This is a genomic window from Streptomyces sp. NPDC059080, assembly GCF_042739975.1.
GTDB classification, from domain to species: Bacteria; Actinomycetota; Actinomycetes; order Streptomycetales; family Streptomycetaceae; genus Streptomyces; species Streptomyces benahoarensis.
The window spans coordinates 15,339-36,971 of record NZ_JBHYGX010000023.1 but is presented as its reverse complement, the minus strand read 5'-3'; the positions used below and the strand labels follow the sequence as shown (position 1 = coordinate 36,971).

General features: G+C 70.5%; 20 protein-coding genes. 16 read left to right on the top strand and 4 right to left on the bottom strand.

Features of this window, described 5'->3' with window-relative positions:
• Positions 1 to 144: 144 nt before the first annotated feature.
• Positions 145 to 441 carry a ferredoxin gene (locus ACFWWQ_RS19220; RefSeq protein ID WP_384597624.1) on the bottom strand — a complete coding sequence of 99 codons (297 nt, stop codon included), beginning with the start codon at positions 439 to 441 and terminating at the stop codon, positions 145 to 147.
• Between the two features lie 252 nt (positions 442 to 693).
• Between ACFWWQ_RS19220 and arc the strand changes: the two genes are divergently transcribed.
• The 5 genes from arc to prcA all read left to right on the top strand — a co-directional run bounded on the left by arc (position 694) and on the right by prcA (position 6,663).
• Complete coding sequence (gene arc / locus ACFWWQ_RS19215) at positions 694 to 2,460, top strand: proteasome ATPase (RefSeq protein ID WP_384597622.1); 1,767 nt, start codon at positions 694 to 696, stop codon at positions 2,458 to 2,460.
• 268 nt (positions 2,461 to 2,728) lie between these two features.
• Positions 2,729 to 4,240, top strand: coding sequence for a depupylase/deamidase Dop (gene dop / locus ACFWWQ_RS19210; protein ID WP_384597620.1), 1,512 nt, complete (start codon positions 2,729 to 2,731; stop codon positions 4,238 to 4,240).
• Positions 4,241 to 4,408: 168 nt separating this feature from the next.
• Entirely contained in the window at positions 4,409 to 4,627 is a 219-nt protein-coding gene (locus ACFWWQ_RS19205; RefSeq protein ID WP_345093104.1) for a ubiquitin-like protein Pup, read from the top strand.
• 293 nt (positions 4,628 to 4,920) lie between these two features.
• Complete coding sequence (prcB, locus tag ACFWWQ_RS19200; protein WP_384597617.1) at positions 4,921 to 5,766, top strand: proteasome subunit beta; 846 nt, start codon at positions 4,921 to 4,923, stop codon at positions 5,764 to 5,766.
• A 66-nt stretch (positions 5,767 to 5,832) separates the two neighbouring features.
• Positions 5,833 to 6,663, top strand: a complete 831-nt coding sequence (prcA, locus tag ACFWWQ_RS19195; RefSeq protein WP_384597615.1) for a proteasome subunit alpha — start codon at positions 5,833 to 5,835, stop codon at positions 6,661 to 6,663.
• 225 nt (positions 6,664 to 6,888) lie between these two features.
• On the opposite strand, the gene ACFWWQ_RS19190 is transcribed toward prcA, so the two are convergent.
• A complete protein-coding gene (locus tag ACFWWQ_RS19190) occupies positions 6,889 to 7,947 on the bottom strand; it encodes a LacI family DNA-binding transcriptional regulator (RefSeq protein ID WP_384597613.1) in 1,059 nt (352 codons plus the stop codon).
• A gap of 123 nt (positions 7,948 to 8,070) precedes the next feature.
• Here ACFWWQ_RS19190 and ACFWWQ_RS19185 point away from each other — a divergent pair, with 123 nt between their 5' ends.
• The 11 genes from ACFWWQ_RS19185 (at position 8,071) to ACFWWQ_RS19135 (ending at position 19,462) form a co-directional block, all read left to right on the top strand.
• Complete coding sequence (locus ACFWWQ_RS19185; RefSeq protein WP_384597611.1) at positions 8,071 to 9,330, top strand: MFS transporter; 1,260 nt, start codon at positions 8,071 to 8,073, stop codon at positions 9,328 to 9,330.
• Positions 9,331 to 9,339: 9 nt separating this feature from the next.
• A complete protein-coding gene (pafA, locus tag ACFWWQ_RS19180; protein ID WP_384597609.1) occupies positions 9,340 to 10,701 on the top strand; it encodes a Pup--protein ligase in 1,362 nt (453 codons plus the stop codon).
• A gap of 134 nt (positions 10,702 to 10,835) precedes the next feature.
• Entirely contained in the window at positions 10,836 to 11,855 is a 1,020-nt protein-coding gene (locus ACFWWQ_RS19175) for an FKBP-type peptidyl-prolyl cis-trans isomerase (RefSeq protein WP_384597607.1), read from the top strand.
• Positions 11,856 to 11,912: 57 nt separating this feature from the next.
• A complete protein-coding gene (locus ACFWWQ_RS19170; RefSeq protein ID WP_384597605.1) occupies positions 11,913 to 12,287 on the top strand; it encodes an FKBP-type peptidyl-prolyl cis-trans isomerase in 375 nt (124 codons plus the stop codon).
• A 114-nt stretch (positions 12,288 to 12,401) separates the two neighbouring features.
• Complete coding sequence (locus ACFWWQ_RS19165; RefSeq protein WP_384597603.1) at positions 12,402 to 13,385, top strand: helix-turn-helix transcriptional regulator; 984 nt, start codon at positions 12,402 to 12,404, stop codon at positions 13,383 to 13,385.
• A 14-nt stretch (positions 13,386 to 13,399) separates the two neighbouring features.
• The gene (locus ACFWWQ_RS19160; protein WP_384597601.1) at positions 13,400 to 14,350 is read left to right on the top strand and encodes a helix-turn-helix transcriptional regulator; all 951 of its coding nucleotides are present in this window, start codon (positions 13,400 to 13,402) and stop codon (positions 14,348 to 14,350) included.
• 36 nt (positions 14,351 to 14,386) lie between these two features.
• Positions 14,387 to 14,644: a hypothetical protein gene (locus ACFWWQ_RS19155; RefSeq protein ID WP_384597599.1), complete on the top strand. Its 258-nt coding sequence runs from the start codon at positions 14,387 to 14,389 to the stop codon at positions 14,642 to 14,644.
• A 50-nt stretch (positions 14,645 to 14,694) separates the two neighbouring features.
• On the top strand, positions 14,695 to 14,925 hold the full coding sequence (locus ACFWWQ_RS19150) for a hypothetical protein (RefSeq protein WP_384597597.1): 231 nt from the start codon (positions 14,695 to 14,697) through the stop codon (positions 14,923 to 14,925).
• Positions 14,926 to 15,128: 203 nt separating this feature from the next.
• On the top strand, positions 15,129 to 15,410 hold the full coding sequence (gene tatA, locus ACFWWQ_RS19145; protein WP_384597595.1) for a Sec-independent protein translocase subunit TatA: 282 nt from the start codon (positions 15,129 to 15,131) through the stop codon (positions 15,408 to 15,410).
• A gap of 121 nt (positions 15,411 to 15,531) precedes the next feature.
• Positions 15,532 to 16,446 (top strand): twin-arginine translocase subunit TatC, encoded by a 915-nt coding sequence (gene tatC, locus ACFWWQ_RS19140; protein ID WP_384597704.1) that lies wholly within the window; start codon positions 15,532 to 15,534, stop codon positions 16,444 to 16,446.
• Positions 16,447 to 16,645: 199 nt separating this feature from the next.
• Positions 16,646 to 19,462 carry a DEAD/DEAH box helicase gene (locus tag ACFWWQ_RS19135; RefSeq protein WP_384597703.1) on the top strand — a complete coding sequence of 939 codons (2,817 nt, stop codon included), beginning with the start codon at positions 16,646 to 16,648 and terminating at the stop codon, positions 19,460 to 19,462.
• A 211-nt stretch (positions 19,463 to 19,673) separates the two neighbouring features.
• Here the strand turns inward: ACFWWQ_RS19135 and ACFWWQ_RS19130 are convergent, their stop codons facing one another.
• Both ACFWWQ_RS19130 and ACFWWQ_RS19125 read right to left on the bottom strand, forming a co-directional pair.
• Entirely contained in the window at positions 19,674 to 20,525 is an 852-nt protein-coding gene (locus ACFWWQ_RS19130; protein ID WP_384597593.1) for a siderophore-interacting protein, read from the bottom strand.
• Positions 20,526 to 20,574: 49 nt separating this feature from the next.
• Positions 20,575 to 21,489 carry a 5'-3' exonuclease H3TH domain-containing protein gene (locus tag ACFWWQ_RS19125; protein ID WP_384597702.1) on the bottom strand — a complete coding sequence of 305 codons (915 nt, stop codon included), beginning with the start codon at positions 21,487 to 21,489 and terminating at the stop codon, positions 20,575 to 20,577.
• Between the last annotated feature and the right edge of the window lie 144 nt (positions 21,490 to 21,633).

The following is a 21,633-nucleotide window of genomic DNA, read 5'->3' as shown; positions in this document are numbered from 1 at the left end:
GTTTTTCCCTCAGCCCCGCCCCGCGCGTGCTCTCCCCGTGCCCCCCGGGGGGGGCGCGGGGGGGGGCGGGGGGGGGGCCGGCGGGCGCGGGGGGGGGGGGGGGGGGGCGCCCCCCCCCCCCCCCCCACTCCCGGTCCGCCCCGGCTACTCCGCGTCGGGACCGTAGACCTCCACCCGATCGGCGACCCGCCGGACATGGATGCAGTCCCCGGGGCACTCCTTCGCGGAGTCCCGTACGTCGTCGAGGAGCGGCAGCGGGACCGGCGTCGTGGCGCCCTTGTCCTGCAGCAGCTCGTCGTCCGAGCTCTTGACGTACGCCAGCCCGTCGATGTCCAGCTCGAAGACCTCCGGCGCGTACTGCGCACAGATCCCGTCCCCCGTGCACAGGTCCTGGTCGATCCAGACTTCAAGCTCTGGACGGGCTTCTTCCTGCACGGTCATCTCGCCTGCCGTTTCCTACGTACGTGAAGCAATTTTGTCTAAGTGGCGCCAGCCCTGACGGGTGTTGACCGTCCCGACGATACAACCGGTCGCTTTCCGATGTTGTTCGGTGGGTATTCCCTTGGTGAGCGGACGTGCGCAAGGGTGAAGATCGGACACGCCCCGACCGTCTTTTCGATCTAGGGGTTTCAACCCGCACCCGCCCAGGTAGGGTCAGGAAGCGTCCAGCTCCCCTTGGAGGAGGTGAGGACCGTGGCAGCCCACGACGACGACATCAACCGCGGTATCCGGCCGGGGCGGGGGTCCGAGGATCCCGCCGGTCAGGTTGCCTATCTTGAGCAGGAGATCGCCGTCCTGCGACGTAAGCTCGCCGACTCTCCGCGGCATACGAGGATTCTCGAAGAGCGGATCGTCGAGCTGCAGACCAATCTGGCCGGCGTTTCCGCGCAGAACGAACGCCTCGCGAATACGCTGCGCGAGGCGCGCGACCAGATCGTCGCCCTCAAGGAGGAGGTCGACCGGCTCGCCCAGCCGCCGGCCGGGTTCGGTGTCTTCCTGCAGGTCAATGAGGACGACACGGTCGATATTTTCACCGGTGGCCGCAAGCTCCGGGTGAATGTCAGCCCGAGCGTGGAGACGGCAGATCTCCGGCGTGGCCAGGAGGTCATGCTCAACGAAGCGCTCAACGTGGTCGAGGCCATGGAGTTCGAGAGCGCCGGGGACATCGTCACCCTCAAGGAGATCCTGGAGGACGGCGAGCGCGCCCTGGTGGTCGGGCACACCGACGAGGAGCGGGTGGTGCGACTCGCCGAGCCGCTGCTGGACACGACCATCCGCCCCGGCGACGCCCTGCTCCTCGAATCGCGCTCCGGTTACGTCTACGAGGTCATTCCCAAGAGCGAGGTCGAGGAGCTGGTCCTCGAAGAGGTCCCGGACATCGACTACACCAAGATCGGCGGTCTGGGCGGCCAGATCGAGCTGATCCGGGACGCGGTCGAGCTTCCGTACCTCTACCCCGACCTCTTCAAGGAGCACGAACTCCGCCCGCCCAAGGGCGTCTTGCTCTACGGCCCGCCCGGCTGCGGCAAGACGCTCATCGCCAAGGCGGTCGCCAACTCCCTCGCCAAGAAGGTCGCCGAGGTGACCGGGCAGCCCGCGGGGAAGAGCTTCTTCCTCAACATCAAGGGCCCCGAGCTGCTCAACAAGTACGTCGGCGAAACGGAACGGCACATCCGGCTGGTCTTCCAGCGGGCCCGGGAGAAGGCCAGCGAGGGCACGCCCGTCATCGTCTTCTTCGACGAGATGGACTCCCTCTTCCGCACCCGTGGCTCCGGGGTCAGCTCGGACGTGGAGAACACCATCGTCCCGCAGCTGCTCTCCGAGATCGACGGTGTGGAGGGCCTGGAGAACGTCATCGTCATCGGCGCCTCGAACCGCGAGGACATGATCGACCCGGCGATCCTCCGCCCGGGGCGGCTCGACGTGAAGATCAAGATCGAGCGCCCGGACGCCGAGGCGGCCAAGGACATCTTCTCCAAGTACCTCACCGAGCGTCTGCCGCTGCACACCGACGACCTCGCCGAGCACGGCGGCTCCCGGAAGGCCGCGGTCAGCGGCATGATCCAGTCGGTCGTCGAGCAGATGTACGCGGAATCCGAGGAGAACCGCTTCCTGGAGGTCACCTACGCCAACGGTGACAAGGAAGTCCTCTACTTCAAGGATTTCAACTCCGGCGCGATGATCGAGAACATCGTCGGCCGTGCGAAGAAGATGGCCATCAAGGCTTTCCTCGAACACGAGCAGAAGGGTCTGCGGGTCTCCCACCTCCTCCAGGCGTGTGTGGACGAGTTCAAGGAGAACGAAGACCTGCCCAACACCACGAACCCGGACGACTGGGCCCGTATCTCCGGAAAGAAGGGCGAGCGGATCGTCTACATCCGCACGCTGGTCACCGGAAAGCAGGGCGCGGACACCGGCCGCTCCATCGACACGGTCGCGAATACCGGCCAATACCTGTAAACCGCGCTCCGGCTGCGGATGTCCTGCACGGGGCGTCCGCAGCCGGACGCTTTTCCGGGGGCCGAAAGCGGCTCCCGGAAAGCCGTGCAGCGGGAAACCGGACTGGAGCAATGACTGTAATGATCTCCCCAGTACCGCAAAGGCGCTCTAGGCTCGTGGGTACCGCCGCGTCACACGCTACGGAAGCGGGGATCACACACGGATCGGAAGCGCAGCGGTACTTGAGCGCCGACCCCATCCGGGGGCGCCGCCGGGCAAGGAGGGCCGCATGACCGTACGGCGAGTAATGGGAATCGAGACGGAGTACGGAATTTCCGTCCCCGGTCATCCGAATGCCAATGCCATGCTCACCTCGTCCCAGGTCGTCAATGCCTATGCGGCGGCGATGCACCGGGCACGCCGTGCCCGCTGGGATTTCGAGGAGGAGAATCCGCTGCGGGACGCCCGCGGCTTCGACCTCGCCCGTGAGGCCGCCGATTCCAGTCAGCTCACCGACGAGGACATCGGCCTTGCCAATGTGATCCTCACCAACGGTGCGCGTCTCTACGTCGACCACGCCCACCCGGAGTACAGCTCGCCCGAGGTCACCAACCCGCGGGACGCGGTGCTCTGGGACAAGGCCGGTGAGCGGATCATGGCCGAGGCGGCGGAGCGGGCCGCGCAGGTCCCCGGCGCCCAGCCGATCCACCTGTACAAGAACAACACCGACAACAAGGGCGCCTCCTACGGCACGCACGAGAACTACCTGATGAAGCGGGAGACGCCGTTCTCGGACATCGTGCGGCACCTGACGCCGTTCTTCATCTCGCGGCAGGTCGTCACCGGCGCGGGCCGGGTCGGCATCGGCCAGGACGGCCGGGATCACGGCTTCCAGATCAGCCAGCGCGCCGACTACTTCGAGGTCGAGGTCGGCCTGGAGACGACGCTCAAGCGTCCGATCATCAACACCCGCGACGAACCCCATTCGGACGCGGAGAAATACCGCCGCCTGCACGTCATCATCGGCGACGCCAACCTCTCCGAGATCTCGACCTACCTCAAGCTGGGCACCACCGCGCTGGTCCTGTCCATGATCGAGGACGGCTTCATCGCCGTCGATCTCGCCGTCGACCAGCCCGTCCGCACCCTCCACCGCGTCTCGCACGATCCCGATCTGCAACATCTGGTCACTCTCCGCAGCGGCCGCACGCTCACCGCCGTACAGCTCCAGATGGAGTACTACGAGCTGGCCCGCAAATATGTCGAGGACCGCTACGGAGCGGACGCGGACGACCAGACCAAGGACGTGCTCGGGCGCTGGGAGGACGTCCTGGGGCGGCTGGAGAACGACCCGATGAGTCTCTCCGGCGAGCTGGACTGGGTCGCCAAGCGTGAGCTGATGGAGGGCTACCGCCGCCGCGACGGCCTGGGCTGGGACGCCGCCCGACTCCACCTCGTCGACCTGCAGTACGCCGACGTGCGCCGCGAGAAGGGGCTCTACAACCGCCTCGCCGCCCGCGGGAAGATCACGCGGCTGCTGGACGAAGCGGAGGTTGTACGGGCCGGGCTGGAGCCGCCCGAGGACACCCGGGCGTACTTCCGCGGCCGCTGCCTGGAGCAGTACGCCGACGATGTCGCGGCCGCCTCCTGGGACTCGGTGATCTTCGACCTGCCGGGGCGGGACTCCCTGCAGCGGGTGCCGACGCTGGAGCCGCTGCGCGGCACCCGGGAACACGTCAAGGACCTGCTGGACCGCTGCCGCACGGCGGAGGACCTGGTGAGGGCGCTTTCCGGCCGCTGAACCGCCACGGATTCACCACCGAATCGCGGCTGAAAAGGCCGCGCGGCGGGAATGATCGGGGTGTCCCCCGGACGTTGCATCAAGTGCAGGGCCGATGTCAGAGGGGCCTTGTAGGGTCGGATCTTGAAAGTCACATCGAGCGGGGCCGAACCGAGCGGGGTGAGGGTAATGGCGACCAAGGACAGCGGCGGCGGTCAGCAGAAGGCCACGCGTTCCACCGAAGAGGTCGAGGAGCAGACGCAGAACGCGGAGGCTTCCGACGACCTCAAGGAACGCCAGGAGAAGCTGTCGGACGACGTCGATTCGGTGCTGGACGAAATCGACGACGTCCTCGAGGAGAATGCCGAGGACTTCGTGCGGAGCTTCGTCCAGAAGGGCGGGGAGTAACCGCGGCGCGGATCCGGGCACGGCGCCGGTGGTGTTCCGCGCGGCACCACCGGCCGCGTACGGCCGCCCCGGCCCCGACCGGTGGAGCGCCGTGGCGGGCGTGGCGGCCCGTCAGCCTTCCGCGGGCGCGCAGACCGTGCGGTAGGGAGCCCGGTTCCACCACCCATGTGGATCACGCCCGCGGGACGGGTAGGGTCCCGGTCGTACAGTGCTTCAGCTGCACCGCAGCCTGGGACAGTCAAGCAGCGGCCCGTCGCCCCGAGGCGGTCGGCCGAGTATCCGGAAGGAAACGTGTGGAAGCCAACACCCGTAGCACCGGGCGTCTACCAGCTGCCTTCCTGACGCCTGGATCCTCGTCGTTCATGGACTTCCTCGGGGAGCACGCCCCTGATCTGCTGCCGGGCAGCCGCCCGCTGCCGCAGGTCCAGGGCCTCATCGAGGCGCCGCACGGCACGACCATCGTCGCCGCGTCGTTCCCGGGCGGTGTGGTGCTCGCCGGTGACCGGCGGGCGACGATGGGCAACGTCATCGCCCAGCGCGATATCGAGAAGGTCTTCCCGGCCGACGAGTACTCCGCGGTCGGCATCGCCGGTACGGCCGGGCTGGCCGTCGAGATGGTCAAGCTGTTCCAGCTGGAGCTGGAGCACTTCGAGAAGGTGGAGGGCGCGCAGCTCTCCCTGGAGGGCAAGGCGAACCGCCTCTCCACGATGATCCGGGGCAACCTCGGCATGGCCATGCAGGGCCTCGCCGTGGTGCCGCTCTTCGCCGGATGGGACGTCGATCGCGCCAAGGGCCGCATCTTCTCCTACGACGTGACCGGCGGACGCTCCGAGGAGCACGGCTACGCGTCCACGGGCTCCGGCTCCGTCTTCGCCCGCAGTGCCCTCAAGAAGCTGTACCGCGACGACTTCACGGAGCATCAGGCCGCCACCGCCGTCGTCCAGGCGCTCTACGACGCGGCGGACGACGACTCGGCGACCGGCGGGCCCGACATGGGCCGGCGGATCTACCCGATCGTCACGGTGATCACCGACGAGGGCTTCAAGAGGTTCGCCGACGCCGAGGTCGCGGAGATCGCCCGCGCCGTCTACGAGCGCCGCCTCGAAGAGCCCGACGGCCCCCGTGCCGCGCTGCTCTGAGGGAAGGACGGCCGGCGGATGCGCGTGCCAGTGAGAGAGCCATTGACAGAAAGGGACGGATAACCGGTGTCGACGCCGTTTTATGTCTCACCCCAGCAGGCCATGGCCGACCGCGCCGAGTACGCCCGCAAGGGCATCGCCCGCGGCCGCAGCGTCGTGGTGCTGCAGTACACCGACGGCGTGGTCTTCGTCGCCGAGAATCCCTCCCGGGCCCTGCACAAGGTCAGCGAGATCTATGACCGCATCGCGTTCGCGGCGGTCGGCAAGTACAACGAGTTCGAGAACCTGCGGATCGGCGGGGTGCGCTACGCCGACCTGCGCGGCTACACCTACGACCGCGAGGACGTGACCGCGCGCGGCCTCGCGAACGTCTACGCCCAGACGCTGGGCACGATCTTCTCCAGCGCCGCCGAGAAGCCGTACGAGGTCGAGCTGATCGTCGCCGAGGTCGGGGAAGCCCCCGAGGACGACCAGATCTACCGGCTCCCGCACGACGGCTCGATCGTCGACGAGCACGGTTCGGTCGCGGTGGGCGGCAACGCCGACCAGATCAGCAGCTACCTCGATCAGCACCACCGCGACGGCATGACGCTGGGCGAGGCGCTGAAGCTGGCCGTGGACTCGCTGTCGCGGGACAACAACGGCGGGGAGCGCAGACTCACCGCCGAGCAGCTGGAGGTCGCGACGCTCGACCGCACGCGGCCCCAGCAGCGCAAGTTCAAGCGGATCCTCGGCCGTCAGCTCTCCCGGCTGCTGGACGAGTCCGCCGGTGCGGACGAGCCCGCGGCGGACGCGGACGGCACAGCGGACGGCACAGCGGATTCCGCGGCGCCGGACGCCGCGAAGGACGCGTCCGACGGTACGAAGAAGGAACAGAAGCCGAAGGGCGACGCCTGACCGCACGTCACGGCATCCGGGCCCGGCCCGGTCGGTCGCGCCCCGGTGGGAACACCCCGCCGGGGCGCGGCGCGTTCGTGCCGAGGCCCCGCCGTGTGCCCGCCCGGCGCGGACGTCATGTGCCGGCCTGGTGCGTCGGTGTCCGTGTCACGTCGCGGGTCCGCCCGGCGCTCCCGTACCGTCACGCCGCGCGAACCGCCCCGGCCCACTCCGTCCGTAGGAGCCCTACGCCGGAGCCGGTCCTGTGGAGCCGCGGGTGACGAGGTCGACCGGCAGGGTGCGGGCGGTGGGACGGTGGCCGTCGAGGGCGTCCAGCAGGGCCCGCATTCCGGCGGCGCCGAACTCCTCGGCGGGCAGCCGTACGGTCGTCAGCTCCGGTTCGACGGCCACCGCCAGCGCCAGGTCGTCGAAGCCCGTGACCGAGATGTCCTCGGGCACCCGCAGGCCCAGCCGCCGTACCGCCTTGCAGGCTCCGGCGGCCACGATGTCGTCGTCGCAGACCAGCGCGGTCGGCCGGGGGCCGGGGCGGGTCAGCGCGGTGTGCGCGGCGGCCAGGCCCGCCGCGACGGAGAGGGCGGTCGGCACCCGGCGCAGCGCGGTGCCCGGCGCCGCGGCGAACGCGTCGGCCAGGGCGCGGCCGCGTACCGCGAAGGTCCAGGAGTCGACGTCGGCGGCGAGATGGCCGATGTGGCGGTGGCCGAAGGCGAGGAGGTGTGCGGCCACTTGGCGGGCGCCGCCGGCGATGTCGAGGTTGACGGTCGCGGCGGCGCGGTCGTCGGCCGGATCGTTGTCCAGCATGACCAGGGGGAGTCCGGCGCCGTGCAGCGCGGCGAGCGCGTCCACGGCCATCGAGGAGGCGATCACACCGTCGAGGCTGGTGCGCGCCGAGCCGAACGGGTCGGGGGCCGGGCCGATGCCCTCGGGCGACGGGTAGAGCACCACGCCGAAGCCCGCGTCCGCGGCGGTGCGGGTGGCCCCCGTGTGCACCCGCGCGAAGAACTCGGTGGTGAGCGCGGGGACGACGAGCAGTGCGGTGCGGGTGCGGCCGGTGCGCAGGCTGCGGGCGGCGAGGTTGGGACGGTAGCCGAGGTCGCGGGCGGCGGCGCGCACCGAATCGGCCTTGGCGGCCGAGACCCGGCCGCGCCATTTGTCGCCCAGGACGAGCGAGACCGCCGCCTGCGAGACCCCGGCGGCCCGGGCCACGTCCCGGCTGGTGACGCGGGCGGTGCCGGGGGCCCGCACGGCGTCGTCCGCCGCCGGTTGTGTCGCGTCGTTGCTGCTCACCGGCGGTTTCCTCCTGGCGGTAGGGCGGGCGGCCTGGACCCGCGGGTGCCGACATGATACGTATGACGCCGGAAGTTATACGTATCATGTCCGGCGCTGGGTACCGGACGGGAAAGGGGCGGCATGGCCGCGGGATATGCGGAGCTGCTGCGGACCAGGCATGCGGCGCGGCTGCTGACCGGCACCTTGATCGGACGGCTGCCGAACGCCACCGCCGCCCTGGCCGTGGTGCTCTTCGTCCGCGCCCAGGGCGGCAGCTACGTCCTGGCCGGCGCACTCTCCGCCGTCTACGGCGTCTGCACCGCCATCGGCCAGCCGCTGCTGGGCCGCGCCGTCGACCTCTACGGGCAGCCGCGGGTGATGCTGCCCGCCGCCGTGGTCTCCGCGCTGGGAATGGCGCTGCTGGCCGTCGTCGGGCTGCATCAGCTGCCGCTCGCGTACGCGGCCATGGCCATCGCCGGTCTCTTCACGCCGCCGCTGGAGGGCGGGCTGCGGGCGTTGTGGCCCACGGTGCTCAAGCGGCCGGACCGGGTGCACGCCGCGTACGCGCTGGACGCGGTGGCGCAGGAGGTGATGTTCGCGGTCGGGCCGCTACTGGTGACGGTGTGCGTGGCCGCCTGGTCGGAGCGGGTCGCGCTGCTGGTCATCAACGTCATCGGGGTGCTCGGCGCGCTCTCCGTCGTGGTGTCGCCGCCGTCCCGGCAGTGGCGCAGCGAGCCGCGGGAGGCGCACTGGCTGGGCGCGCTGCGCTCGCCCGGGATGCTGGTGCTGATCGGCGCGTTCTTCTTCGTCGGGCTGGCGCTCGGCTCCATTGCGGTGGCCGCGGTGGCGTACGCCGACGAGCACGGCGGCGGCATGGTCTCCAGCTCTCTCCTCTCGGCGCTCGGCGTCGGGGCACTGGTGGGCGGCGTCGTCTACGGCGCGCGCGAATGGCCCGGACGGCCCGAGGGGCGGCTGCGGCTGCTCGTCGCGCTGCTGGCGTTGGGGTACCTGCCGCTGGTGTGCGTGCCCGGTGTGGTCGGGATGACGGTGCTGACGGGGGTCGCCGGGGTGTTTTTGGCACCCGCGCTGGCCTGCGCGTTCATCGTGGTGGACCGGCATGCGCCCAAGGGCACGGTCACGGAGGCGTTCTCGTGGCTGGTGACGGCCTTCGGCGTCGGTTCGGCCGCCGGCGCCTCGGTGGTGGGGCCCGCGGTCGAGCGCGGGGGAGCGGCCGCCGGGTTCGCCGTCGCCGGGGTGGGAGGCGTCGCCGCGCTGCTGGTCCTGGTGGTGACGAAGCGCTTCCTCGGGGATCCCGTACGGCCGAAGGAGGTCGTGCTCCCGGCGGAAATTGATCGCAACGGGGCTGTCGAACCCGGTTTCAGAGCACGCCGTCAGGCGTAATGTTCAGTCATGGACCGCCGCATTTTCGGGCTGGAGAACGAGTACGGCGTCACGTGCACGTTCAGGGGACAGCGCCGACTGTCGCCTGACGAAGTGGCGCGGTACCTCTTCCGCCGTGTCGTGTCATGGGGCCGCAGCAGCAATGTCTTCCTGCGGAACGGCGCCCGCCTGTACCTCGACGTGGGATCGCACCCGGAATACGCAACCCCCGAGTGTGACAACGTGACGGAACTCGTCACCCACGACAAAGCAGGCGAGCGCATTCTCGAAGGTCTTCTCGTCGATGCCGAACGCCGCCTGCACGAGGAGGGAATCGCGGGCGACGTCTATCTCTTCAAGAACAACACCGATTCGGCGGGCAACTCCTACGGCTGTCACGAGAACTATCTCGTCGCCCGCCACGGGGAGTTCTCCCGGCTCGCGGACATCCTCATTCCCTTCCTCGTCACCCGGCAGCTGCTGTGCGGCGCGGGCAAGGTGCTGCAGACCCCGCGCGGCGCCGTCTACTGCGTCAGCCAGCGCGCCGAGCACATCTGGGAGGGCGTCTCGTCCGCGACGACCCGCTCGCGCCCGATCATCAACACCCGCGACGAACCGCACGCCGACGCCGAGCGCTACCGCCGTCTGCACGTCATCGTCGGCGACTCCAACATGTCCGAGACGACGATGCTGCTCAAGGTCGGCGCCACCGATCTCGTGCTGCGGATGATCGAAGCGGGCACCGTCATGCGGGATCTGACGCTGGAGAACCCCATCCGGGCCATCCGCGAGGTCAGCCACGACATCACCGGTCAGCGCAAGGTCCGCCTCGCCAGCGGGCGTGAGGCGTCGGCACTGGAGGTCCAGCAGGAGTATTACGAAAAGGCGGTGGATTTCTGTGACCGCCGTGGAATCCGCACCGGCACCGTCGAACGCGTACTGGAGTTGTGGGGCCGTACCCTCGGCGCAATCCGCGAACAGGAACTCGACCGCGTCGCCACCGAGATCGACTGGGTGATGAAACATCAGCTCATCGAGCGGTACCGCAGCAAGAACAACATCACCATGTCGCATCCCAGGGTCGCGCAGATAGACCTCGCGTATCACGACATCCACCGCCGCCGGGGGCTCTACTACCTCCTGGAGCGGAAGGGGCAGGCGGCGCGGATCTGCGACGATCTGAAGATCTTCGAAGGCAAATCGGTGCCGCCGCAGACCACCCGCGCGCGGTTGCGCGGTGATTTCATCCGCCGCGCCCAGGAACAGCGCCGCGACTTCACGGTGGACTGGGTGCATCTCAAGCTGAACGACCAGGCGCAGCGGACGGTGCTGTGCAAGGACCCGTTCCGTTCGGTGGACGACCGGGTGGAGAAGCTGATCGCCGGCATGTGATTCCGTCCGGTGGCAAAGTGCCGGGAGCCGGTGTGGCTCTCGGCACTTTGCCGTGTTCGATCGGGAACCGCGCCGGACCTCAGGTCGTAGAGTGGCGGGCACTGGCCACCACCCCCCGATCCCGAGTGGGACTGATGAACCTCACGAAAAACACCCGTCGCGCTGCCGCCGCCGCGCTGACCGTGCCCCTTCTGCTGTTCACCGCCGCCTGCGGGTCCGACGACAAGGACGCGGGCAAGACGGTCGCCGATGTCCAGGGCAAGGTGGGCGACGAACCCGCGATCAAGGTCTCCAAGGACGCCAAGGTCGCGCCCGGCCTCGTCACCAAGACCCTGGTGCAGGGCACGGGCGAGAAGGTCGGCGACGGCACCACCGTGCGCGTCGACTACGAAGGCAGGATGGTGAAGGGGCAGAGCCTCGGCAGCAGCTGGGAGATCCCGCCCGGCTCCGGGAAGGACGCCAAGGGCGGCAAGGTCGCCAAGGGTGACGCGCGGCACCAGATCGTCGTCGAGATGAACGACCAGCTGCCGCAGATGCAGCAGCAGCTGCCGGTCCCGGTCAAGGTGCTGGAGGCGCTCAAGGGCCAGAAGGCGGGCAGTCGCGTCCAGGTCGAGGGCACCGTCAAGACGTTCGTCGGTGAGGTGCCGCCGGAGTCCCAGCTCAAGCCCGACGACGGCATGGTGTACGTCGTCGACATCGCCGGGGCCAAGAAGGTCGACAAGAAGGCCAAGGCCGAGGGCGCGCAGGCCGCGCCCGAGGACGGGATGCCCGAGGTGAAGGCCGAGGGGGAGAAGGCCGCCATGATCACCGTGCCCAAGGGGAAGAAGGCCCCCGCCGAGCTGAAGCAGCAGGTGCTGATCAAGGGCAAGGGCAAGGAGGTCAAGAAGGGCGACGCGCTGGTCGCGCAGTACACCGGCGTGAAGTGGGAGGACGGCAAGAAGTTCGACTCCTCCTGGGACCACGGCGGCGCCACGACCTTCCAGATCGGCACCGGGGCGGTCGTCAAGGGCTGGGACGACGCGCTGGTCGGCAAGCACGTCGGCGACCGCGTCGAAATCGTGATTCCGCCGAAGCTGGGCTACGGTTCCCAACCGCAGTCCGAGCTCGCCAAGAACACCCTGGTCTTCTCCGTCGACATCGTCGACGCGTTCTGATCACGGTCTGCGAGACTGACGCGGCCATTGCAAGGAAACGTACGTAGGAGCACATCCGTGAGCATCGACAAGCCCGAGATCGACTTCCCCGAGGGCCCGGCTCCCACCGACCTGGAGATCGTGGACCTGTGGGAGGGCGACGGGCCGGTCGCCAAGGCCGGGGACAACGTCAAGGTCCACTACGTCGGTGTCTCCTTCAGCACCGGTGAGGAGTTCGACGCCAGCTGGAACCGCGGCACCCCGCTGCAGTTCCAGCTCGGTGCCGGCCAGGTCATCGCCGGCTGGGACCAGGGCGTGCAGGGCATGAAGGTCGGCGGTCGCCGTCGGCTGACCATCCCCGCGCACCTTGCGTACGGCGAGCGCGGCGCCGGCGGCGGCCGCATCGCCCCGGGCGAGACGCTGATCTTCGTCTGCGACCTGGTCTCCGTCTGAGACCACGCCGCACCCTGCCAGGGCCCGTGCCGTAGCGCACGGGCCCTCGGCTTTTGCCCCGGGCGCCCGTGGCGGTACGGTCACGGATCGGGAGTTCCACGAGAAAGGGCGCCGATGGCGATTGCCAAGGCCGAGCGGCTGATGAACCTGGCGCTGTGCCTGCTGGGTACCCGTCGCCCGCTGACCAAGCGCGAACTGCGGTCGTCGATCGAGGCGTACGTCGAGTCGTTCGGCAAGGGCGACGACGGCGGCCACGACGAGTCGTTCAACCGCATGTTCGAGCGGGACAAGGACGACCTGCGCGAGCTGGGCCTGGTGATCGAGACCGTCGAGGGCCTGGAGGGCGACATCGGCTACCTCGCCCGCCGCGACAGCAACCGCCTCCCGCCCATCACCCTGGACGCCGAGGAGGCCGCGGCCCTCGGGCTCGCCGCCAAGATCTGGCAGCAGGCCCGGCTGGCCGGTGCGGCCAGCGGCGCCCTGCAGAAGCTGCGCGCCGCCGGGATGCCGCTGGCCTCCGGTGACGACGACGTCGACGCCCCGCACAGCGCGCTGGAGCCGCGCATCCCTGCCCACGAGGCCGCCTTCGAACCGCTGATGCTGGCCTGCCGCGACCGCCGCCCGGTCGTCTTCGACTACCGCAAGTCCAACGCCGCGCGCCCCGAGCGCCGCCAGGTCGAGCCGTGGATCCTGGAGTGCTGGCGCGGCCACTGGTACCTCGCCGGATGGGATCGCGACCGCAGCGCCGAACGCGTCTTCCGGCTCTCCCGGATCACCGGCAAGGTCCGCTCCCGGCAGGGTGCGTTCACCGCGCCGGTGCCCGACCACGTCACCGTCCGCGAGACCGTCGAGGTCTGGGCGGGGGAGGCCGCGACCGGTACCGCCCGGATCCGGCTGCGCACCGGGCACGGCTACCCGCTGCGTGCCCGCGCGCTGACCATCCGTGAGCTGGGCGACGGCTGGGACGAGTTGGAGATCCCGAACGGACGCGGGCTCGACGCCTGGCTCGTGGAGTTCGGGCCCGATGTGGTGGTGCTGGAACCGGCCGAACTGCGGGCCGATGTCATCGAGCGGCTGCGCGCCGTGGCCAAGGGCTGAGGAGACGCACACCGATGGCGACCAACGCGATCGACCAGACCCGCCGGATGCTGTCCCTGGTGACGTATCTGCGCGAACGCCCCGGCGCCCGCGTCAGCGATGTGGCCCGCGCCTTCGGCATCACCGAGGACGAGCTGATCGGCGACCTCGACGTCCTGCCCATGTGCGGGACGAGCTTCCGCGGCGGCGACCTCCTCGACATCGACACCGACGGCGACCGCATCTGGTGGCACAACCCGGACGACGTCGCCGCCCCGCTGCGGCTCGCCGCCGACGAGGCCACCGCGCTGCTGGTCGCGGCGCGCGCCGTGGCGACCCTGCCGGGGTTGCGCGAGGGCGACCGGCAGGCGCTGCTGCGGGCCACCGCGAAGCTGGAGGCCGCGGCGGGCGAGGCGGCCGGGGCCAGCTCCCGGGTGTCGGTGACCTTCGAGTCCGAGGGCGGCGTCTTCGCCGATGTGGACCGGGCCATCGCCGAGCGCCGCCGCCTGTGGCTGCGCTACTACTCCCCGGCCCGCGACGAGCTGACCGAACGTGAGGTGGACCCGATCCGCCTCTTCGCCGTCGGCCACACCTACATGGAGGCGTGGTGCCGCCTCTCCGAGGCCCGGCGGACCTTCCGCCTCGACCGGGTCGCGGAGATCAGGCTGCTGGACGCGCCCGCCGACCCGCCGCCCGTCGAACTGCGCGACCTCTCCGAGGGGCTGGTCCAGCCCGCGGCCGAGGACCCCGAGGTGCGCATCGAGGTCGGGCCCGGGGGCCGCTGGGTCGCGGAGTACTACCCGCACGACAGTGCCGATGAGCTGCCCGACGGCGGGCTGCGCATCACCCTGCGCACCCCCGATCCTGCATCGCTGCGGCGCCTGGCGCTGCGGCTGGGCCGCGACGGGCGGATCACCGCGCCGCAGGAGCTGGCCGACAGCGCGCGGCGGGCCGCCACCGAGGCGCTCGCCGCGTACGGCGAGTGAGTGCGCCCCTGTCACCGTGAGGAGAGGCAGCGAAGGATGACGACGACGGCGACCGGCACCCTGGCGGACGTGCCCGCACCGGTGCTCTTCAAGGCGGCGTGCCCCGACTGCCGGGGCCGGTTCGAGCTGGCGTCGGACGCCTTCCGGCTGGCCATAGGGGGCAGCCGGCGCACCACGTTCTACTCCTTCACCTGCCCCGACTGCGGGCGCGCGGTGCGCCGCCCGGCCGGCGAGCGCATCGTCGAACTGCTCACCGGCGGCGGGGTGCGCACCCTGCGGCTGCACACCGGCTGACCGTGCCGCCCGCGGACCGTACCGTTCCGTGTCACCGTTAGGCTCGTCCCATGCTCTGGCCCATGATCGCTGTCGTCCTCGGCTTCCTCGGCATCGCCGTGCTCGGGGTGCTCGCTCTCCGCGTCTTCGTCGAGGTACGGCGGCTGGCCGGGCAGGTGGGGGCGGCGTCGGAGCGGATCCAGCGGGCGGCCCGGGACCTGGAGCGGGCGGCCACGCCGCTGGCGGCCCGGGCCGGAGGGGCCGCCGCCGGGGAGGCGCGGTCCGGGGAGAACAGGGGTTGACGGGACGTCGGCGCCGCGCGTAAGGGCGGTACGCTGGGGCGCGGGGCCGACGGGCGTGGCGCGCCCGTGTCCGGGAGTGCGCACGGGGGTTGCCCGGCGTTCACCGGTGAGCGTTACGATCGCTCCAGCACGGCGGACGGACGGATGTCCGGCCAAGTCAGGTACTCCCATCCTCAGCCGCCTCGGTGAGAAGGTATTCGCTTATGTTTGGAAAGATCGGTTGGCCCGAGCTCATCCTGATTCTCGGCATCGTGATTCTGCTGTTCGGCGCCAAGAAGCTACCTGACATGGCCCGCTCGCTCGGCAAGTCCGCCCGCATCCTCAAGAGCGAGGCGAAGGCGATGAAGTCGGAGAGCACGCAGAAGGATGCCGCTCCCGCCGACCCGCCGCAGGACGGCACCCAGGCCGCGCCCCGGACGATCAAGGCCGCACCCGGTGATGTGAACAGCGCGCGTCCGGTCACCGAGACCGACCGCACCGCGTAGCGCTGACCGAGGGCCCTGACCGGGTGGCGGATCCTGCCGCCCCCACCGGATGAGATGAGGACGAGGGGTGCGCAAGTCCGTCCCCAAAAAGCAGAAGCGGGAGAAGGATCCCGAGGGGCGTATGCCGCTCGTGGAGCACCTGCGGGAGCTGCGTAACCGCTTGGCCAAGGGCGTGCTGGCGATCATCATCATGATGATCGTCGCTGCGTTCTTCTACGAGTCGATCATCAACTTCTTCACCAAACCGATCCTCCAGACGGTCGGCTGCGACTCCCTCTTCACCGAGCTGGCCAAGCAGCACACGGGCCGCTGCGCGAACATCGTGATGATGGACCTGCTCGGTCCCTTCACCCTCGCGCTGAAGGTCTCGCTGGTCTCGGGCGTCATCCTCGCCGCGCCGGTCTGGCTGTACCAGCTGTGGGCCTTCCTCGCGCCCGGGTTGCACAGCAGGGAGAAGAAATACGCGCTGAGCTTCGTCGGCGTGGGCTTCCCGCTCTTCGTCGCCGGTGCCTACTTCGCGTACAAGGTGCTGCCGACCACCGCGCGGGTGCTGATCGACTTCACCCCGCCGGGCGTGGACAACCTGCTGACGCTGGACAAGCTCCTCGACCTGATCACCCGCATGGTGGTCGTGTTCGGCCTCTCCTTCGAGCTGCCGTTGCTGCTGGTCATGCTGAACTTCGCCGGCATCCTCACGGGCCAGCGGATGCTCGGCTGGTGGCGCGGCATGGTCATGGGGATCACGGTCTTCTCCGCCATAGCGACGCCCAGCACCGACCCGGTCACCATGCTGCTGCTGGCCGCGCCGATCTGTGTGCTGTACTTCGGCGCCGTACTGATCGCGCTCTCCCGGGACGCGCGGCGGCGGCGCCGGGAGGACGCGGGGCCGTCCGACGACGAGGCGTCCGAGCTGGATCTGACGCCGGAGCCGATCGGCGCGATGAAGCCGGTGGGCGCCCCGGCGGAGCTGCCCGAGCAGGCGAGCGGACCGGGCGACGACCGGAGCCACCGCGGTGAGCTGGACGATGTGACCTGACACGTGCCGGGGTGACGCGGGGTGCGATTCCGCGGGCGCCGGGAGGAGGCGGGGGGCCGGTGGCTCCCCGCCTCCGTCGTATCCGGTGGTCGTCGCCCCGCCGTACGGGAGCGGGGACGGCGCGGCGGCGTTGCGGAGGAAGCGGTGCCGGATAAAGCCGGGTCGGGTGTCAGAGGCGGCCGGTAGGCTCGTGAGCACGATGACCGAGGACATGTCTCCTGCTGAGCGCTATGCCGCCGCCAAGCTCCGTGCGGCCGAGCAGGCCACCGCACTCGCCCCTTTCCGTGAGATGTACGACTTCCCCCTGGACCCGTTCCAGCTCGACGCCTGCCGTGCCCTGGAGGACGGCAAGGGCGTGCTGGTCGCGGCTCCGACGGGCTCCGGCAAGACGATCGTCGGCGAATTCGCCGTCCACCTGGCCCTCACCCAGGGCCGCAAATGCTTCTACACCACGCCCATCAAGGCGCTGTCCAACCAGAAGTACCAGGACCTGGTGCGCCGGTACGGCCCCGAGAAGGTCGGCCTGCTGACCGGCGACAACAGCGTCAACGCCGAGGCACCGGTGATCGTGATGACCACCGAGGTGCTGCGCAACATGCTCTACGCGGGCTCACAGACGCTGATAGGACTCAGCTATGTCGTGATGGATGAGGTGCACTACCTCTCCGACCGCTTCCGGGGCGCCGTATGGGAAGAGGTGATCATCCATCTCCCCGAGTCGGTGACACTGGTGTCGCTGTCGGCGACGGTCTCCAACGCCGAGGAGTTCGGCGACTGGCTGGACACCGTCCGCGGCGACACCGAGGTGATCGTCTCCGAGCACCGCCCGGTGCCGCTGTGGCAGCACGTACTCGCGGGCCGCCGGATGTACGACCTGTTCGAGGAGCGGGAGGGCCGCGGCGGCGCCCGCCGTGAGGTCAACCCGGACCTGGAGCGGCTGGCCCGGCTGGAGAACAGCCGCCCGACTTTCGGCGGGGACAAGCGCCGCGGCCGGAATCTGCGCGAGGCGGACCGCGAGCGCGAGCGGCGCCAGCGCAGCCGCATCTGGACGCCGAGCCGCCCCGAGGTGATCGACCGGCTGGACAACGAGGGCCTGCTGCCCGCGATCACCTTCATCTTCAGCCGTGCGGGCTGCGAGGCGGCCGTCCAGCAGTGCCTGCACGCGGGGCTGCGCCTCAACGACCAGGAGGGCCGGGAGAAGGTCCGGCGCATAGTCGAGGCGCGGACGGCGGGTATCCCCGACGACGATCTCCATGTGCTGGGGTACTTCGAGTGGCTGGAGGGCCTGGAGCGCGGTATCGCCGCCCACCACGCCGGGATGCTGCCGACGTTCAAGGAGGTCGTCGAGGAGCTGTTCGTGAAGGGGCTGGTCAAGGCCGTCTTCGCGACCGAGACGCTGGCGCTGGGCATCAACATGCCGGCCCGCTCCGTGGTGCTGGAGAAGCTGGTCAAGTGGAACGGCGAGCAGCACGCCGACATCACCCCGGGCGAGTTCACGCAGCTCACCGGGCGGGCCGGGCGCCGTGGCATCGACGTCGAGGGCCATGCGGTGGTGCTGTGGCAGCGCGGGATGAACCCGGGCGCGCTGGCCGGTCTCGCCGGGACGCGGACGTATCCGCTGCGCTCGTCGTTCAAGCCGTCGTACAACATGGCGGTCAATCTCGTCTCGCAGTTCGGGCGGCACCGTTCGCGGGAGCTGCTGGAGATGTCGTTCGCGCAGTTCCAGGCCGACAGGTCGGTCGTCGGGATCTCCCGTCAGGTGCACAAGAACGAGGAGGGGCTGGAGGGTTACCGCGCCTCGATGACCTGTCATCTCGGCGATTTCGAGGAGTACTCCCAGCTGCGGCGGCAGTTGAAGGACCGGGAGACGGAGCTGGCCAAGCAGGGCGCGGCCCATCGCCGGGTGGCGGCGGCCGCGGCGCTGGAGAAGCTGCGGCCGGGCGACATCATCCATGTCCCGGCCGGGAAGTACGCGGGGCTCGCGCTGGTGCTGGATCCGGGGATGTCCTCGGGCCGCACCGACCGGCAGCGGGGTTTCGAGGGACAGGACGGTCCGCGGCCGCTGGTGCTGACGGCCGAGCGGCAGGTCAAGCGGCTGGCGGCGATCGACTTCCCGGTGCCGGTCGAGGCGCTGGACCGGATGCGGATCCCGAAGTCGTTCAACGCCCGCAGCCCGCAGTCCCGCCGCGATCTGGCGTCCTCGCTGCGTACCAAGGCGGGGCATTACGTCCCGTCCCGGCACCGCAAGCCACGTGCGGAGGCGGCCGACGACCGTGAGATCGCGCGGCTGCGCAAGGAGATCCGGGCGCATCCCTGCCACGGTTGCGACGAGCGCGAGGACCACGCCCGGTGGGCGGAGCGGTACCACCGGCTGCTGCGGGACACCCGGCAGCTGGAGCGCCGGATCGAGGGGCGGACGAACACCATCGCCCGCACCTTCGACCGGATCTGCGCGCTGCTGACCGAGCTGGACTACCTGGAGGCCGACACCGTCACGGACGAGGGGCGCCGACTGGCCCGGCTCTACGGCGAGTTGGACCTGCTGGCCAGCGAGTGTCTGCGCGAGGGCGTCTGGGAGGGGCTCGGCCCCGCGGAGCTGGCGGCCTGCGCGTCGGCGCTGGTCTTCGAGGCGCGGCAGGCGGATGACGCGGTGGCGCCGAAGTTGCCGTCCGGTCAGGCACGGGACGCGCTCGCGGAGATGGTGCGGATCTGGGGCCGGCTGGACGCCCTGGAGGAGGACCACAAGATCAACCAGGCGGAGGGCGTCGGCCAGCGGGAGCCCGATCTCGGCTTCGCGTGGGCGGCCTACCGCTGGGCGTCCGGGTTCGGCCTCGAAGAGGTGCTGTCGGAGGCGGAGATGCCGGCCGGCGACTTCGTCCGCTGGTGCAAGCAGCTGATCGACGTCCTCGGCCAGATCGCGGTCGCCGCCCCGCACGGCGGCACCGTCGCCCGCACGGCACGCAAGGCCATGGACGGGGTGTTGCGTGGGGTCGTGGCGTACTCGTCGGTGGGGTGAGGGCCGAGGCCCGGGCTGATGGCCCCGTGCGGCGCTTCTGATGCGGCGCCCGTCTCCGGAAAGGGGGCGGGCGCCGCGTCATGCGACGGGCCCGCGTGAACGCGGCGGCGCCGACCCGCGGCCGACGGACCCCCGTGAACGCCGTGGCGCCGCCCGGTGCGGGATCACCCACGCCGGACGGCGCCGCGCATCGCTCTGTCGTTTCCGCTGCTCAGGCCGCCGCCGCGGGCTCCTGCTCCGCCTCGACCTGCTGATTCCAGTCGCGCTTGGACGCCTGCCAGCCGTCCTCGTCGTGGCCGTTGCGCCAATAACCCGAGATCGACAGGGCCTCGCGCGGGATGTCCCGCTCGACGCGGAGGACGCGGCGCAGCTCCTTGACGAAGCCCGCCTCGCCGTGAACGAACGCCTGGATCCGCCCGGCGGGGAAGTCCAGTGCGCGGACGGCGGCGACGAGGCGGCGGCCCACCGGTGCGTCGCCGCGGTGCAGCCAGGTGATCTCGGCGCCCGCCGGTACCGTCAGCTCCTGCTCCTCCTCGGGCCCGGCCACCTCGATGAAGGCGTGCACCGGAACGCCCTCCGGCATCCGGGCCAGCGACGCCGCGATGGCCGGGAGCGCGCTCTCGTCCCCGGCGAGCAGATGCCAGTCCGCCGTGGTCTCGGGGGCGTACGCGCCGCCGGTGCCGAGGAAGAGGACCTCGTCGCCCGGCTTCGCCGCGGCCGCCCACGGGCCCGCGATGCCCTCGTCGCCGTGGATCACGAAGTCGACGGTCAGCTCGCACGGCTCCGGGTCCCAGGCGCGCACCGTGTACGTCCGCGTCCGCGGCCACCGGTCGCGCGGCAGCTCTGCGCGGATCTGCGCGATGTCGAACGGCTCGGGGTAGTCGACGCCGGGCAGCGGGAACACCAGCTTGATGTAGTGATCGCTGTAGGTGCCTGCGGTGAAGGTCGCGATGCCCTCGCCGCCGAGGACCACCCGCACCATGTGCGGGGTGAGCTGTTCGGTGCGCCGGACCTCGGCGCGGTGCAGCGTCTGTTTCTTACGGGCGGGTCGCTCTGCTGCCACGGCGGTCTCCCCTGACACGATATTGGTTAGGTTTGCCTAACTTAGCAGCTCACCCCTGGAGTGTGTCGAGCAAGCGGTGCAGCGATCCGCCCAGGCCCCACCGCGTGGCGAGCGAATCCAGCCGTTCGGGGTCCGCGGGCTTGCGGGGGAGCGCGAAGCCGCTCTGTGGGACCGGTACGTCGGTGGCCACCCGCACCACCTTCGGGGCGACCGCCAGATACGGACCGGCCTCGGTCAGCCGCCTGCGCTGGGTGGGGGTGAGCTTCGAGGCCGGATCGGCGGCCGCCGCGATGATCCCGTCCAGGTCGCCGTAGGCGTCGAGCAGTTTGGCTGCGGTCTTCTCACCGATGCCCGGCACGCCGGGCAGGCCGTCGCTCGGGTCGCCGCGCAGCAGCGCCAGATCCGCGTACCCGCGCCCGTCGACCCCGTACTTCTCGCGCAGCAGCGCCTCGTCGGTGAGCTGGAGGGTGCCGACGCCCTTGAGCGGATAGAGGATGCGGACGCCGCGCGCGTCGTCGACCAGCTGGTAGAGGTCGCGGTCGCCGGTGACGACGTCGACCGGGCCGCTCGCGCCTGCGGTCAGCGTGCCGATGACGTCGTCCGCCTCGTACCCCGCAGCGCCGACCCGGGCGATGCCCAGCGCGTCCAGGACCTCCTCGATCACCGGGACCTGCGGGGAGAGCGTGTCCGGGATCTCCTCCTCGTCCGGGGCGGCGGAGCCCGCCGGGGCCTCGGCCGCGACCCGGTGCGCCTTGTAGGAGGGGATCAGGTCGACCCGCCACCGGGGGCGCCAGTCGGCGTCCATGCAGGCCACCAGGTCATCGGGGTGATGGTCCTGGACGAGCCGGGCGATGAAGTCCAGCAGGCCGCGCACCGCGTTCACCGGGGTGCCGTCCGGGGCCCGGACCGAGTCCGGGACGCCGAAGTACGCGCGGAAGTAGAGGGAGGCGGTGTCGAGGAGCATCAGGCGTCGAGTCACCCCCGCATGATGCCGTACGCCGGGAACGCCCCCGGAGCACGCCTCAAACGTCCCCAAGATGTGACGTGGGTCACCGGATGGTTTGAGCCAGATAAAGGGGGGCAGGCGCGCAGCCGGAGAGGACCCGAT